16 protein-coding genes are annotated in these 14,482 nt (G+C 67.8%); 12 read left to right on the forward strand and 4 right to left on the reverse strand.

Going from position 1 to position 14,482, the window contains the following annotated elements; all coding sequences use genetic code 11:
• The first annotated feature begins 78 nt into the window (after positions 1–78).
• Both ACCD06_RS15380 and ACCD06_RS15385 read left to right on the forward strand, forming a co-directional pair.
• Positions 79–657, forward strand: a complete 579-nt coding sequence (locus ACCD06_RS15380) for a YqaA family protein (RefSeq protein ID WP_109073322.1) — start codon at positions 79–81, stop codon at positions 655–657.
• Positions 658–690: 33 nt separating this feature from the next.
• The gene (locus ACCD06_RS15385) at positions 691–1,533 is read left to right on the forward strand and encodes a TrmH family RNA methyltransferase (RefSeq protein WP_413341623.1); all 843 of its coding nucleotides are present in this window, start codon (positions 691–693) and stop codon (positions 1,531–1,533) included.
• Between the two features lie 6 nt (positions 1,534–1,539).
• Here the strand turns inward: ACCD06_RS15385 and ACCD06_RS15390 are convergent, their stop codons facing one another.
• Positions 1,540–2,001: an RNA polymerase sigma factor region1.1 domain-containing protein gene (locus ACCD06_RS15390; RefSeq protein WP_109073320.1), complete on the reverse strand. Its 462-nt coding sequence runs from the start codon at positions 1,999–2,001 to the stop codon at positions 1,540–1,542.
• Positions 2,002–2,197: 196 nt separating this feature from the next.
• Here ACCD06_RS15390 and msrA point away from each other — a divergent pair, with 196 nt between their 5' ends.
• The 5 genes from msrA to ACCD06_RS15415 all read left to right on the forward strand — a co-directional run bounded on the left by msrA (position 2,198) and on the right by ACCD06_RS15415 (position 6,604).
• Entirely contained in the window at positions 2,198–2,839 is a 642-nt protein-coding gene (gene msrA / locus ACCD06_RS15395; RefSeq protein WP_109073319.1) for a peptide-methionine (S)-S-oxide reductase MsrA, read from the forward strand.
• Positions 2,840–3,006: 167 nt separating this feature from the next.
• The gene (locus tag ACCD06_RS15400) at positions 3,007–3,540 is read left to right on the forward strand and encodes a PAS domain-containing protein (protein WP_109073318.1); all 534 of its coding nucleotides are present in this window, start codon (positions 3,007–3,009) and stop codon (positions 3,538–3,540) included.
• Entirely contained in the window at positions 3,537–5,465 is a 1,929-nt protein-coding gene (locus ACCD06_RS15405) for a DNA translocase FtsK (protein WP_413341626.1), read from the forward strand. The genes ACCD06_RS15400 and ACCD06_RS15405 overlap by 4 nt, the downstream gene beginning before the upstream one ends.
• A gap of 27 nt (positions 5,466–5,492) precedes the next feature.
• Positions 5,493–5,993, forward strand: coding sequence for a DinB family protein (locus ACCD06_RS15410; protein WP_413341628.1), 501 nt, complete (start codon positions 5,493–5,495; stop codon positions 5,991–5,993).
• Positions 5,990–6,604: a pyridoxamine 5'-phosphate oxidase family protein gene (locus ACCD06_RS15415; RefSeq protein WP_413341630.1), complete on the forward strand. Its 615-nt coding sequence runs from the start codon at positions 5,990–5,992 to the stop codon at positions 6,602–6,604. The genes ACCD06_RS15410 and ACCD06_RS15415 overlap by 4 nt, the downstream gene beginning before the upstream one ends.
• 10 nt (positions 6,605–6,614) lie before the next feature.
• On the opposite strand, the gene ACCD06_RS15420 is transcribed toward ACCD06_RS15415, so the two are convergent.
• Together ACCD06_RS15420 and ACCD06_RS15425 are read right to left on the reverse strand one after the other, a co-directional pair.
• Positions 6,615–8,630: an ATP-binding protein gene (locus ACCD06_RS15420; RefSeq protein ID WP_413341632.1), complete on the reverse strand. Its 2,016-nt coding sequence runs from the start codon at positions 8,628–8,630 to the stop codon at positions 6,615–6,617.
• 196 nt (positions 8,631–8,826) lie between these two features.
• The gene (locus tag ACCD06_RS15425; RefSeq protein ID WP_109075230.1) at positions 8,827–9,570 is read right to left on the reverse strand and encodes an MgtC/SapB family protein; all 744 of its coding nucleotides are present in this window, start codon (positions 9,568–9,570) and stop codon (positions 8,827–8,829) included.
• 256 nt (positions 9,571–9,826) lie between these two features.
• Between ACCD06_RS15425 and ACCD06_RS15430 the strand changes: the two genes are divergently transcribed.
• The 5 genes from ACCD06_RS15430 (at position 9,827) to ACCD06_RS15450 (ending at position 14,024) form a co-directional block, all read left to right on the forward strand.
• On the forward strand, positions 9,827–10,021 hold the full coding sequence (locus tag ACCD06_RS15430) for a periplasmic nitrate reductase, NapE protein (RefSeq protein WP_109075229.1): 195 nt from the start codon (positions 9,827–9,829) through the stop codon (positions 10,019–10,021).
• Between the two features lie 9 nt (positions 10,022–10,030).
• Positions 10,031–10,297 carry a chaperone NapD gene (locus ACCD06_RS15435; RefSeq protein ID WP_109075228.1) on the forward strand — a complete coding sequence of 89 codons (267 nt, stop codon included), beginning with the start codon at positions 10,031–10,033 and terminating at the stop codon, positions 10,295–10,297.
• Positions 10,298–10,369: 72 nt separating this feature from the next.
• Positions 10,370–12,871 carry a nitrate reductase catalytic subunit NapA gene (gene napA / locus ACCD06_RS15440; protein WP_413341635.1) on the forward strand — a complete coding sequence of 834 codons (2,502 nt, stop codon included), beginning with the start codon at positions 10,370–10,372 and terminating at the stop codon, positions 12,869–12,871.
• A gap of 14 nt (positions 12,872–12,885) precedes the next feature.
• On the forward strand, positions 12,886–13,410 hold the full coding sequence (locus ACCD06_RS15445; RefSeq protein WP_199232079.1) for a nitrate reductase cytochrome c-type subunit: 525 nt from the start codon (positions 12,886–12,888) through the stop codon (positions 13,408–13,410).
• Entirely contained in the window at positions 13,407–14,024 is a 618-nt protein-coding gene (locus ACCD06_RS15450; RefSeq protein WP_109075225.1) for a NapC/NirT family cytochrome c, read from the forward strand. The genes ACCD06_RS15445 and ACCD06_RS15450 overlap by 4 nt, the downstream gene beginning before the upstream one ends.
• A gap of 88 nt (positions 14,025–14,112) precedes the next feature.
• Here the strand turns inward: ACCD06_RS15450 and ACCD06_RS15455 are convergent, their stop codons facing one another.
• Positions 14,113–14,472, reverse strand: coding sequence for a hypothetical protein (locus ACCD06_RS15455; RefSeq protein ID WP_109075224.1), 360 nt, complete (start codon positions 14,470–14,472; stop codon positions 14,113–14,115).
• Between the last annotated feature and the right edge of the window lie 10 nt (positions 14,473–14,482).

Raw genomic sequence — 14,482 nt, forward strand, 5'->3', positions numbered from 1 at the left:
GGCACTGGCGCACCGCGACCGTCGCGCCTAAAAGATGCCTTGTGCACCGCAACGGCAGCGACGAAGGGCGGACCATTCATGATGAAGCGTCTTTACGACTGGACCATGGCCAAGGCCGCGTCGAAGGATTCGACCGCCTGGCTGGCCGGGGTATCCTTTGCCGAAAGCTCCTTCTTCCCGCTGCCGCCGGACCTGCTGCTGGTGCCGATGGTCATGGCCAACCGCAAGGCGGCGTGGAAGCTGGCGACGATCTGCACGCTGGCCTCCGTCGTCGGCGGCATCGCCGGCTACATGATCGGCTATTTCCTGTACGAGACCATCGGCCGCTGGGTGATCGATTTCTATCACCTGACCGACAAGTTCGAGCAGCTGCGCCACACCTTCGTCGAGTACGGGGCCGAGATCCTCATCATCAAGGGCATGACGCCCATCCCCTACAAGCTGCTGACCATCACCGCCGGCGTCGCGCATCTGCCGCTGTGGGTGTTCATCGGCGCCTCGATCATCTCGCGGTCGATCCGCTTCTATCTGGTGGCGGCGCTGCTGTACTTCTTCGGTCCGCCGATCCGCGCCTTCATCGAAAAGCGACTGACCCTGGTCACCAGCGTGTTCGCGGTGGCGCTGGTCGGCGGCTTTCTGGTGGTGAAGCTGCTGTAGGCCGCCACCTCTTCCCAGACAGACAGGACCTCCATGCCTCCGCGCGGGCGCCCGCCCCAACCCAGCCGCGCCCGTTCCCGGACCGCCGCCCATCCCTCCCCCTCCGTCCCGGCACCCGACGGCGTCGACCAGCGCAAGCTGTTCCGCGTCGCCGGGCTGGCAGCCGTCTCAGCCCTGTTCACCCATGAGCCGGAGCGGGTGGAGCGCCTGTTCTTCGACGAGCGGCTGAAACCGGCGGTGGGCGCCTACTGCAAGGCGATGGCGGCGGCCCGCAAGCCCTACCGCATGGTGGAGGCGGACGAACTGGCGAAGGTCGCCGGCACCGTGCTGCATGGCGGGGTGGTGGCGCTGATGGCGCCGCGGACGCTGCCGCTGTTCGATACGGAGGCCGCGCGCCGGGCGGCGGAGCCGCTGCTGATCCTCGACGGCGTCGGCAACCCGCACAATCTGGGCGCCATCCTGCGCACCGCCGCCTTCTTCGGCCTGCCCCGCGTCCTGGTCTCCGACCATCCCGGCCAGGCCCTGCCGTCGGAAGCCGCCTATCGCGTGGCGGAGGGCGGGTTCGAGTGGGTGACGCTGGAGCGAGCCCCCGCCCTGCCGGCCGTGCTGAAGCGGCTGCGCGCCAGCCACCGGGTGTTCGGAACGGCGCTGGACCAGACCCGGCCGACGGTCGATGCCGGCGCGCTGACCGGCTGGCGCGGCAAACAGAGTGTGAAGCCGCCGGCCGTCGTGCTGGGCAACGAGGAGGACGGCATCCCGCCGGCCACGCTGGCAGCCTGCGAAGCGGTGCTGACCATCCCCGGCAGCGGGCGCGTCCAGTCGCTGAACGTCGCCGCCACCGCCGCCATCCTCATCCACGCGCTGGCCGCCGGGTAAGCCGGCTTAACCGAGCGCCGCGATCAGCACCACCGCAACCACGGCCATGGAAGCCAGCGGCAACAGTTCCACGCCGTCACGCTTCCAGGTCGGCGCATTGCCGTGATGGCCGCCGGCATGGCCGTCCGCGATGTCGTCGGCCCAGCCATGGCGCGACGGAACCGCACCCGGAGCCGACACCGCCGGGGCCGCCGGGCTCGCCATATCCACCACGCCGTCGCCGCGGTGATAGTCGCCGCGCTGGCGCGCCAATGCCGGATTGGGGCGGCCGCGCATCAGGCGGGAATCGTCCAGTTCGACCTCGACTCCGGCAGCCTCCACCCGCTCGATCACCGCGGCGGTTTCCTCCGGGGTCATGGTATCGACAGGCAGGATCTCGCCCAGCGCTTCGGCGCTCAGGCGGTTGCCGTTGCGGCGGCCACGATCGATCAGCGACTGGATGAGACGGTCGTCTGTGCTGCTGGCCATGATGGCTCTCCTTGTTCAAGATCCTCGCGGGTCCTCTGGTCAAACGCATGGAAACGCCCGAAGGTTCACGACATCCCCCTTCCCGCCTTCCGCCCCCTGCGCCACCTTGCCGCGGTCGGCCCGCCACCCGACATAAGTGGTCCCTCCAACGGATCGTCATCGATCCACAGGATCGTCATTGATGGGAGACTCGACCATGCTGGGGCATTTTCTGCGCAAGCCGGCGACGCTGCCGACGCCGGAGGAGGCGCTGCCCGGCCGCAGCCAACCCGTTCCGGTTCCCGAACAGCATCACGTCAACGGCCATCGCCTGACCGGACCCTATCCGCCGGGGCTGGAGGTCATCGACCTCGGGCTCGGCTGCTTCTGGGGGGCGGAGCGCAAGTTCTGGCAGCTTCCCGGCGTCTGGGTGACCGCCGTCGGCTATCAGGGCGGCCACACCCCGAATCCGACCTATGAAGAGGTCTGTTCCGGCCGCACCGGCCATACCGAGGCGGTGCGCGTCGTCTACGACCCGGCGATGGTGAAGGTCGAGGATCTGCTGCGCGTCTTCTGGGAATCGCACGACCCGACCCAGGGCATGCGCCAGGGCAACGATGTCGGCACTCAATACCGCTCCGCCGTCTACACCCACAGCCCCGCCCAGCAGGCGGCGGCGGAGTCGACTCTGGCCGCCTATCAGGAGCGGCTGGCCCAGGCCGGCTACGGCCCGATCACCACCGAGATCCGCGAGGCCCCACCCTTCTACTTCGCCGAAGGCTACCACCAGCAGTATCTCGCCAAGAATCCCAACGGCTATTGCGGGCTGGGCGGCACCGGCGTCACCTGCGCGGCGTGATTGGCGCGGCCTGATGATGCGCGGGTAAACACAGGGGTGCGGCGCCCCTGCCGGGCTTAGCCCTTGCGGTTGCGCCACACCGGCCCTTGCGGGTATGGTTCGGGCGGCTCTTGAAAGCTCCGGCGGCGTTACCCCGCGGGAGCGCCGCCCGTCCAGCTGCGATTGTCATGACCAAGGAAAGAACCGAGCTGGCGACGCCGTATCTCAGCGGCCTGCTCGAATTCTGGCTCACCAAATCCGTCGCCGGCCGTCCGCCGGTCCCCAGCAGCATCGCCCCGGCCGATTTGCGGCCGTGGAAGGACAACATCGCCGTGTTCGAGGTGATCGGGGAGGAATCCGGCACCTTCGTCTATTCCTATTACGGCAAGGCGCTGGCCGCCGCATTCGGCCAGTCGCGCCTGGGCGCCACGCTGGACGATCTGCCGCCCGAACAGCGGGCATTGCTGCAGCCGGAATACGAGACGGTGCGCCGCGAACGGCTGCCCGTCGCCCGTGTCCACACCGCCGTCTTCAGCGGGCGCACCCGCAGCTTCGAACGGCTGGTGCTGCCGATGTCCAGCGACGGGGTCAGCATCGACAAGCTGCTGGTCGCCGCCTACGAGATGACGCCGCGCGAGCTGGCGGCGCGCCCACCCCTGCCGGGCGGCTCCTCCTCCGGTCCAGTCCCCCTCACCGTTCAGAAGCCGGGAGCCTCGGCATGACCCCGCGTATGCCGCATCTCGCCGCCCCGCCCACCCAGGCGGGCGTGGTGACCGCCGACGAGTTCAATCTGTGGTGCGCGCTGAACGGCCGCCCCTTCAACCTCGCCCCCAACCCGCGCCCCGACGGCCGCGTGATGTGGGATGTGGAGGTTCTGCCCGGCACGCCGCGCGCCGGCACCGTCTATTCCACCAACCTGTCGGACGAGGCGCTGGCGGTGGTCGCCGGCTTCGCCTTCCTGTCCGGCGTCGAATGGGCCTATGAGGCGCGCGACCCGGCGGAGGCCGAAGCGCCCGCCGCCGCCCCGTGCGAGGCCGCCCCGGCTGCCGCAGCCCCCGTTCCGGCCCCCATGCCGGCGGCGGTGGCACCCTGCGCGCCTGCCGCTCCGGCGGAGCCGGTGGAGTATCCCGCCGTCTACTCGCTGCCCGCCGTCTCGCTGCTGCAGAACCCGCCGCCGCGCCCGGTCCAGCAGCATGACGAATCGGTGCTGGCCCGCAACGCGCGGATGCTGGAAACCGTCCTGAAGAACTTCCGCGTCCGCGGCGAGATCATGGACGTGCGCCCCGGCCCGGTGGTGACGCTGTACGAGTTCGAGCCGGCGCCCGGCACCAAGTCGGCCACCGTCATCAACCTGACCGACGACATCGCCCGTTCGATGAGCGTGGTCACCGCCCGCATCGCCATCGTCCCCGGCCGCAGCGTCATCGGCGTCGAGCTGCCGAACCCGGTGCGCGAGATGGTCTATTTGCGCGAAAGCTTCGACCACGACGCCTTCCGCAACACCACGGCGCAGCTCGCCATCGCTCTGGGCAAGGACATCAGCGGCGAGCCGGTGGTGGCCGACCTCGCCCGCATGCCGCACCTGCTGGTCGCCGGCACCACCGGCTCGGGCAAGTCGGTGGCGATCAACACCATGATCCTGTCACTGCTCTACCGGCTGCCGCCGGAGCGCTGCCGCTTCATCATGGTCGATCCCAAGATGCTGGAGCTGTCGGTCTATGACGGCATCCCGCACCTGCTGACCCCCGTCGTCACCGATCCCAAGAAGGCGGTGGTCGCCCTGCGCTGGGCCGTGCGCGAGATGGAAAGCCGCTACGAGGCGATGTCCAAGCTCGGCGTGCGCAACATCGAGGGCTACAACGCCCGCATGACGGAGATGATCGCCGCCGGCGAGAAGATGCCGCGCCGCGCCCCGGCGCCGGGCGAGCCGGAGAACGTCTTCGACCTGACGCCGTCGGAACCGACGCCGCTGCCCTATATCGTCGTGATCGTCGACGAGATGGCCGACCTGATGCTGGTCGCCGGCAAGGAGATCGAGGCGGCGATCCAGCGTCTCGCCCAGATGGCGCGCGCCGCCGGCATCCACCTGATCATGGCGACTCAGCGTCCCTCGGTCGACGTCATCACCGGCACCATCAAGGCCAACTTCCCGACCCGCATCAGCTTCCAGGTCACCAGCAAGATCGACAGCCGCACCATCCTGGGCGAAGCCGGGGCGGAGCAGCTTCTGGGCCAGGGCGACATGCTGTACATGCAGGGCGGCGGCCGCATCACCCGCGTTCACGGTCCCTTCGTCTCCGATTCGGAGGTCGAGGAGATCGTCCAGTACGTCAAGGCCCAGGGCGCCCCCAACTACGTCACCGCCATCACCGAGGAGGAGGAGGAAACCGCCGCGGTGGAGGACGAGGAGGGCGGTTCGGCCGCGACCGGCGACGACCTCTACATGCAGGCCGTCAACCTCGTGGTCCGCGAGGGCAAGGTGTCGGTCAGCTTCATCCAGCGCCAGCTGCAGATCGGCTACAACCGCGCCGCCCGTCTGGTCGAGCGGATGGAGACCGAGCGTGTGGTCGGCCCCGCCAACCACCAGGGTAAGCGCGAAGTCCTGCTGTCCCACGCCGGCCTGTCGGCCAAGCGCGCGGGGGTTTGATCCTCTCTCCCCCGTAAGAGGCTTCTCATGGACCCCAAGCCCCATTTCGAGACCCTCGCCCGCTACAACCGCTGGTCCAACCGCCGCCTGTACGAGGTGGCGGCCCAGCTGTCCGACGCCCAGTTTCGCGAGGATCGCGGCGCCTTCTTCGGCTCGCTCCGCGGCACGCTGAACCACATCCTGGTCGCCGACCGGGTGTGGCTGGAGCGGATCGAGGGCAGCGGGCCGAAGCCGTCGTCGCTCGACGAAATCCTTTATGATGACTTCGCCGGCCTGCGCGCCGCCCGCGAGGCGGAGGACGAGCGCATCCTGCGCGTTGTCGCCGCGACTCCGGCCGAGCGGTTCGAGTCGGTCCTCTCCTACCGCAGCATGGCCGGCACGCCTTATGAGCTGCCTTTCGCTCAGATCGTCACCCATATCTTCAATCACCAAACCCACCATCGTGGGCAGGCGCACACACTGCTGAGCCAGTTCGGGCTGGACGCGCCGTCGATCGACTTCGTCTATTTCCTGCTGGAGTCGAAATGAGCCGCCTCATCACCGATCTCGCCGCCCTTGAAGCCCTCTATGGCGAGCCGGCCGGCCCTTCCATCGCCAAGGAGGTGCCGGCGCTGACCCCCGGCTATCGCGCGCTGATCGAGGCGTCGCCCTTCCTCATCCTCGCCACCAGCGGACCGGGCGGGCTGGACGCCTCGCCGCGCGGCGATGGGCCGGGCTTCGTCCGGGTGGCCGACGACCGCACGTTGCTGATCCCCGACCGCCGCGGCAACAACCGCATCGACAGCCTGCGCAACATCCTCGCCGATCCGCGGGTCGGGCTGCTGTTCCTGGTGCCGGGCCTGAACGAGACGCTGCGAGTCAACGGTCGCGCCATGATCGACGCCGATCCGGTGCTGTGCGACAGCTTCGCCGTCGACGGCAAGGCGCCGAAGTCGGTGCTGGTGGTCACCATCGAGACGGTGTTCTTCCAGTGCGCCCGCGCCCTGCTGCGTTCCCGTCTGTGGGATCCGGCGGCCCAGGTGCCGCGGAGCGACCTGCCCTCGACCGGCGCATTGCTGGCGGAGGCCAGTGCCGGGCGCGAGGGCGGCGACGCCTATGACCGCTCGCTGGCGGAGCGTATTCCAAAGTCGCTTTACTGAACCGCCGCCGCTATTGCGCGGCGAGCCTGCCGGGAACCGGCAATTGAGCGCCGCCGTCCGGCAGCCTGATGGTGAAGACTGAGCCCTCGTCGCGCACGCTCTCCACCGTCAGGGTTCCGCCATGGGCGGCGACGATCTTCTGCGTCATGTAGAGCCCCAGCCCCGACCCCTTGGTCCCACGCGAGGACGAGGCGCGGAAATAGATCGAACCGATGCGCTCCACCTCGTCGGGGCTCATGCCGCTGCCCTGGTCGGCGACGCGGATGACGATGCCGCCCCCATCATCGCCGGCGCTCACCCGGACCGGCGTGTCCGGAGGCGAGTAGCGCAGCGCGTTCTGTACCAGATTGCCGATCGCCACCCCCAGGAACGGCGCGTCGGCCAGAAGCGCGCGGTCGGGGGCCTCCACCGACAACTCCAGACGCTCTTCCGCCTCCGTCCCCGTCAGTCCGGCCCGAACCTCCTCCAACAGCTGGCCCAGCACCACCGGCTCCGGCTTCAGGGCAAGCGCGCCCTGGTCCAGCGCGTCGGCGGACAGGAACAGTTCCACCAGATCCGCCATCTTGCGGGTGGTGTTGCGGATGCGCTGCAGCCGGGTCAGCGCCGACGGCGCCTCCACCGCACCCGACAGTTCGATCATCTGCGCGGCGCTGTCGATGGAGGCCAGCGGGGTGCGGAATTCGTGCGACAGCATGGCGACGAAGCTGCGCTGTTCCTCCGCCCGCTTGGTGGCGAAGGCCGACTCCTCGCGGGCGCGCAGCCGCTCCGTCTGCAACCGGCCGATGCGCAGGGCCAGACCGGTGCCCAGCACCAGCACCGCCAGCATCGAGGAAATCTGGTAAGGATCGGCGACGGCGAAATCGGCCGGCAGGACGCCGCGCAGCGACATCTGCGTCAGCAGGAGACCGCACAGCGAGATCAGCGTACTGGCAAGATAGAAGCGCGGGGTCGGGTCATCGCGGTTCAGCCAGGCCATCCGCGCGGTCAGCACCAACGCGACCACCACCACGATCAGCGCCGACACCGTCACGATCGGGTTGGTCAGGGTATAGAGCGGAGAGACCGTCGACGGCAGCATCAGCAGGGCCAGCAGCGCCAGCCCCTGGTAACAGCGGCGCAGCCAGGGTGCGCGGGTCCGCAGATCGAGGATGTACACCCACATGATCAACGCCGCGGCGAAGCCCAGAAAACCGCTGCTGCCCACCATCATGTTCATGAACCAGCCCGGCAGGTCCGGCAGCAGGGTGGCGGCGATGCCGTTGGCGAACAGGTAGTAACAGAAGACGGTGGCGACATAGCCGGTGTAGGCCAGAAGCGCCCCGTCGCGCAGAAGCAGGCCCAGCGCGACATAGCCCAGGACCAGAATGCCCAGCACCCCCAGGAAAAGCCCCTGGAACAGCAGATCGGTCGTCTGGTGGCCGATATAGGCGGCGGGCGCCCACACCCGCGCCGACAGACGGATGGCGCTGACCGAATCGGCACGCAGATAAAGCGAGACCGGCTTTCCCTCCGGCAGGGTCAGAGGCAGGGCGTGCAGCCGGGTCTTCATCGGCCGTTGGCTGAAGGGAACGAAATCGCCCAGCCGGACCAGCCGATAGGCGGCGGGCTCCTGCGGCCGTCCTGCTGCTGCCGTCGCCTTTGGCCCCATGGCCTTTGGAATGAACAGGTCGAGATGGTCGATATAGGCTTCGCCCATCTCCAGCAGCCAGTCCGCCGGGGCGCCGGGTGCCCGCATCAGGTCGAAGCGGTACCAATGGATATCGCGGGTCTGGCCGGCGCCGCGGAAATCCTCCCGCGGCTCCATCCCGCCGTCGGCATCGGCTTTCAGAACCTCGGCGAAGTCCAGCTTGCGGTCGGGATCGACCAGCCGGGCGAAATGGCCGGCCAGAGTCGCGCTGGTGGTGGTGGGGCCAAGCAGCAATGGCTCCATGGCCGCTCCCGCCGCATGCGCCGCACCGGCGAACCACGGCAGGGCCGCCCAGAGCAGGACGAACAGCCTTGCGATCCGGCGAAGACGAACGGACATCGAAGCCGCGGGAGCCGCGTCGCGTGTGCCGCCGACGGTCCGCCGGGCCGGCAAACAGCCTTTCCCGCTTCCGTCCTCACGGCCGTTGTTCAAGTCCGTCGTCATCGTAAGGCATCGATAAAGCTAAAGTTTTAGGAAAAGATTAAGCTGGTATGCATTTTGTCTTCCTGAATTTCCGTGCTTTTTTTAGACCGGCTCAGATGCGCGAGGGGGACAGCCTGAACTCGACGACGGCGTCGGTCGAGGCGAGGGCGCCGACCAGCGCCATCGGATCGGGGTCGCCCTTTCCCTGCAGCACCAGCTGGCATTCGAACTGGCCGCTGCCGCTGGCGAGGTGAAAGGCCCAGTCGATCACCTCGAACCCGTGCGCCTTGGCCTGCGCCCGCAACGCCTCGGGCGGCGGCGCCTTGTCGCGGGGGAAAACCAGCATCAGATGGACCACCGACTGGTGGGGCAGCAGGCGCTCGATCGGCCGCAGCAGGCTCATCACCAGGATGGACAGCACCGCTCCGGCGACGGCCGCCGCATAGAAGCCGAGCCCGATGATGATGCCGATGGCCGAGGTCGCCCAGATCGACGCGGCGGTGGACAGGCCGCGGATCGACAGCCCTTCGCGCATGATGACCCCGGCGCCGAGGAAGCCGATGCCGGTGACGATGCCCTGGATCACCCGCGTCGGATCCCCGGCCAGCGCCGCCCCCTGCGCCGCCCCCTGCGTCCCGATGCCGCCATACCACATCGACGGGTAGGCGTTGACCACCGTCAGCGCGGCCGACGCCAGGCAGACCAGCCCATAGGTCCGCATCCCGGCCGCCCGGCCGTGATAGCTGCGCTCGTACCCCAGCAGCAGCCCGACCGCCAAAGCCCCTAAAAGATGAAGGAGAATCAAGCCGTTGGTCACCAGTTCGGCCGACGACCAGTAGGAGCGCAGCAAATCCATGGTCCATCCTATCGCAAACCGGAGCCTCCGGTTCATGCCCTCGCCGCCAGTCTAGCGCAGCCGGGGCCGGAGCGCCCGCGCGGCGCAAGGCGCCATTCCGTCACAGGGCGTGTACGGCTCCGCTTGACCTGTATCAATTCCAGTCCACCGGAAAGTACCGATACTCAGGGCCGAAAACCGGTACCTAAGGACCAACCAGAAGGACTGGTTGCCGCGACCGGCTCAAACCGTTCCCGCTCCGACCGAGAGTGCCGCCATGAGGCCCATCCCCTCCCCCGTCCTGTCCCATCCGTCCGACCGGAAGGCGACCGACTCCGCGCCGGCTCCGACCCGCCGAGCCGAAGGGCTGATGTTCCTGTCGCTGGCATTCCTGGTCTGGCCGGTGATCGCCGTCGGCACCGTCTCCGCCTACGGCTTCTCGATCTGGATGTACCAGCTCCTCACCCACTGAGTCCCCGACATGCCCCGCGCCCCCGAAGTCCACATCTCCAGCCTCGTCATCCAGCACAGCCCCGACCGCACGGACGCGGTGCGCGAGGCGGCGGCCTCCGTCGCCGGGCTGGAGTGGTGCGCGGCGGAGAACGGCAAGGCGGTGGTGACCCTGGTCACCGCCAGCGCGGCCGAGGTCGTCGACCGCATCGCCGTGCTGAACGCCGTCCCCGGCGTGCACAGCACCACCATGGTCTACCACCACTATGAACCCGCGGACGCGATCGACGCCGCCTGACGGCACCGCCATCCGGGCGCGCCGCATCCGCTCTTCCGACCGAATTTCCTCCAAGACTGGAGTCTCCTTGCCATGTTCCTGTCCCGCCGCGAATACCTGAAGGCGCAAGCCGCCGCTGCCGCCGCCGCGGCGGCCGGAATCTCGCTGCCCGCATCCGCCGCCAACATCCTGACCGGTGAAGGCGCCAAGCTGAACTGGTCCAAGGCCCCCTGCCGCTTCTGCGGCACCGGCTGCAGCGTGATGGTCGGCGTCAAGGACGGCCGCGTGGTCGCCACCCACGGCGACGTGAAGGCCGAGGTGAACCGCGGCCTGAACTGCGTGAAGGGCTATTTCCTGTCGAAGATCATGTATGGCGAGGACCGGCTGAACCAGCCGCTGCTGCGCATGAAGGACGGCAAGTTCGACAAGGACGGCGAGTTCGAGCCGATCACGTGGGACGCCGCCTTCGACATCATGGCGCAGAAGTGGAAGGAGACCCTGAAGAAGAAGGGTCCGACCGCCGTCGGCATGTTCGGCTCCGGCCAGTGGACCATCTATGAGGGCTATGCCGCCTCCAAGCTGATGAAGGCCGGGCTGCGCTCCAACAACCTCGACCCGAACGCCCGCCACTGCATGGCGTCGGCGGTGGCCGGCTTCATGCGCACCTTCGGCATGGACGAGCCGATGGGCTGCTACGACGACATGGAGCAGGCCGACGCCTTCGTGCTGTGGGGCTCCAACATGGCGGAGATGCACCCCATCCTGTGGACGCGCGTCACCGACCGCCGCCTCAGCCACCCCGGCTGCAAGGTCGCCGTCCTCTCCACCTTCGAGCACCGCAGCTTCGACCTCGCCGACATCGGCCTGGTCTTCACCCCCGGGTCCGACCTGGCGATCCTGAACTACATCGCCAACCACATCATCAAGACCGGCCGGGTGAACAAGGAATTCGTCGAGAAGCACTGCAACTTCAAGCGTGGCCGCGACGACATCGGCTATGGCCTGCGTCCCGACAACCCCTTGGAGAAGAAGGCGAAGAACGCCGCCAACGCCAACGACTCCGACCCGATCAGCTTCGACGAGTTCGCCAAGTTCGTCGAACCCTACACGCTGGACAAGGCGCACGAGCTGTCGGGCGTGCCGAAGAACCGGCTGGAGGCGCTGGCCGAGCTGTATGCCGACCCGAAGGTGAAGGTCGTGTCCTTCTGGACCATGGGCTTCAACCAGCATGTCCGCGGCGTCTGGGCGAACAACCTCGTCTACAACATCCACCTGCTGACCGGCAAAATCTCGCAGCCCGGCAGCGGTCCCTTCTCGCTGACCGGCCAGCCGTCGGCCTGCGGCACCGCGCGTGAGGTCGGCACCTTCTCCCACCGGCTGCCCGCCGACATGGTGGTGACCAACCCAGAGCACCGCAAACACGCCGAGGAGATCTGGAAGCTGCCGGAGGGGACCATCCCCGACAAGGTCGGCTACCACGCCGTCCAGCAGGACCGCATGCTCAAGGACGGCAAGCTCAACGCCTACTGGGTCATGTGCAACAACAACATGCAGACGGCCCCGAACACGGCGAAGGAGACCTTCCCCGGCTACCGCAACCCGGAGAACTTCGTCGTCGTCTCCGATCCCTACCCGACCGTCACGGCGCTGGCCGCCGACCTGATCCTGCCCACCGCCATGTGGGTGGAGAAGGAGGGCGGTTACGGCAACGCCGAGCGCCGCACCCAGCTGTGGCGCCAGCTGGTCGACGCGCCGGACGGCGCACGTTCCGACCTGTGGCAGATCATGCAGTTCTCCAAGCGCTTCACCGTGGAAGAGGTCTGGCCGGAAGAGCTGCTGAACAAGAAGCCGGAGCTGCGCGGCAAGACCCTCTACGACGTGCTGTTCCGCAACGGTCAGGTCGACCGCTTCCCGCTGTCCGACCTCGACTCGAACTACAACAACTTTGAGGCCAAGGAAGCCGGCTTCTACGTCCAGAAGGGCCTGTTCGAGGAATATGCCGCCTTCGGCCGCGGCCATGGCCACGATCTGGCGCCCTTCGACCAGTACCACCAGGAACGCGGCCTGCGCTGGCCGGTGGTGGACGGCAAGGAGACCAAGTGGCGCTACCGTGAAGGCTCCGACCCGTATGTGAAGGCTGGCGAGGGCATGCGCTTCTACGGCAACAAGGACGGCAAGGCCAACGTCTTCGCCCTGCCCTACGAGCCGCCGGCCGAGGCGCCCGATGCCGACTATCCGTTCTGGCTCAGCACCGGCCGCGTGATCGAGCATTGGCACAGCGGTTCGATGACCATGCGGGTTCCCGAACTGCGCAAGGCCTTCCCGAATGCCGTGGTCTTCATGCACCCCGACGACGCCAAGGAGCTGAACGTCCGGCGCGGCCAGGAGGTGCGCGTCACCTCCCGCCGTGGCGAGGTGCGGGTGCGGGTCGAGACGCGCGGGCGCAACAAGCCGCCGCGCGGCCTGGTCTTCGTTCCCTTCTTCGACCAGACGGTCCTCATCAACAAGGTGACGCTCGACGCCACCGATCCCATCAGCAAGCAGACCGACTACAAGAAATGCGCGGTCAAGATCACGCCCGTCGTGAACGCCTGAGGAGTGTCGGCATCATGAAGACCCGTTTCCTGATTGCCGCGCTGGCCCTGCTGGCCGGCATCCCGGCCCTGACCATCGGCGTCGCCACCAGCGGCGTGGCCGCCGACAAGCCCGCCGTCACCGCCAACGCCACCGGCACCGTGGGGGGGATCAAGGTCCCGTCCACCAACCACCCGATCACGCTGGACGTGCCGGCCGAGGCGACCCACCGCGAGATCACCGACGACCAGAAGCGCGTGCGCAACTACGCCGACCAGCCGCCGCTGATCCCGCATGCCATCCGCGACTATCAGATCGACCTGAACATCAACAAGTGCCTGACCTGCCACGACCGCCGCAACACGGCCGGCTCGCAGGCGCCGATGCTGTCGGTCACCCATTTCCAGGATCGTGACGGCCAGACGCTGGGCACGGTGGCGGCGCGCCGCTACTTCTGCACCCAGTGCCATGTGCCGCAGACCGACGCCCAGCCGATCGTTCCCAACAGCTTCCAAGACTTCGACTCGGTCCTGGGCCATGCCCAAGGCGGCCAGAAATGAAAATCCGTGACGCAGTGCTGTGCCTGTGGCGGCTGTTCGCCCGTCCCAGCGTCCATTTCAGCCTGGGCTTTCTGACGTTGGGCGGCTTCATCGCCGGCGTCGTCTTCTGGGGCGGCTTCAACACCGCCCTGGAGGCCACCAACAAGGAAGCCTTCTGCATCAGCTGCCACGAGATGCGCGACAATCCCTATGAGGAGCTGAAGCAGACCATCCACTTCACCAACCGCTCTGGCGTGCGCGCCAGCTGCCCGGACTGCCACGTCCCGCACCAGTGGACCGACAAGATCGCCCGCAAGATGCAGGCGTCGAAGGAGGTCTGGGGCAAGATCTTCGGCACCATCGACACCCGCGAGAAGTTCCTCGACAAGCGCCGCGAACTGGCCGAGCACGAATGGGCGCGGTTGAAGAACAACAACTCGCTGGAATGCCGCAACTGCCACAGCGCCGATTCGATGGACATCACCAAGCAGAACCCGCGCGCCGCGAAGATGCACGAGACCTATCTGTTCACCGGCGAGAACACCTGCATCGACTGCCACAAGGGCATCGCCCACCGCCTGCCCGACATGCACGGCGTCGAGCCGGGCTGGAGCATGAAGACCAGCCAGAAGTAAGCGTTTGAGTAAGGAAACAGCCCCGTCTCCGGAAGGAGCGGGGCTGTTTGCGTTTCACGGGAAACGTGTCGACTTCGAATGCCCCCACTTACCCCAGCATCGCCACCACCGACAGCGCCAGCAGCGTCACCAGCACCGCCTCGCCCAAGCCCACCAGTCCGCGCAGTCCCAGCGCGATGGCCCAGGTGGTCAGGTCGCGGCGGTGGCGGACCTCCTTCAGCAGGCGCTCCTGGATGCCGCCGACGGTGCGGCGGGCCGACAGGCTGGCGATGCCGCCGACCAGCGCCACCACCCCGGTGCCGAGCACGAAGTACAGCGCTCCCTTCCAGCCGGCAAAATGGTCGGGGTCGTTCAGGTAATGCCCGGCACCGACGATGATCCACACCGCCGCCGGCCAGACGCCGACGATCTCCGGCCCCGGTCCTTCTCCCTTCGACTCCTCGTCCATCGCCGCCGCT

The organism is Azospirillum sp. CT11-132 (genome assembly GCF_047302835.1).
In the GTDB taxonomy this organism is placed as follows: Bacteria; Pseudomonadota; Alphaproteobacteria; order Azospirillales; family Azospirillaceae; genus Azospirillum.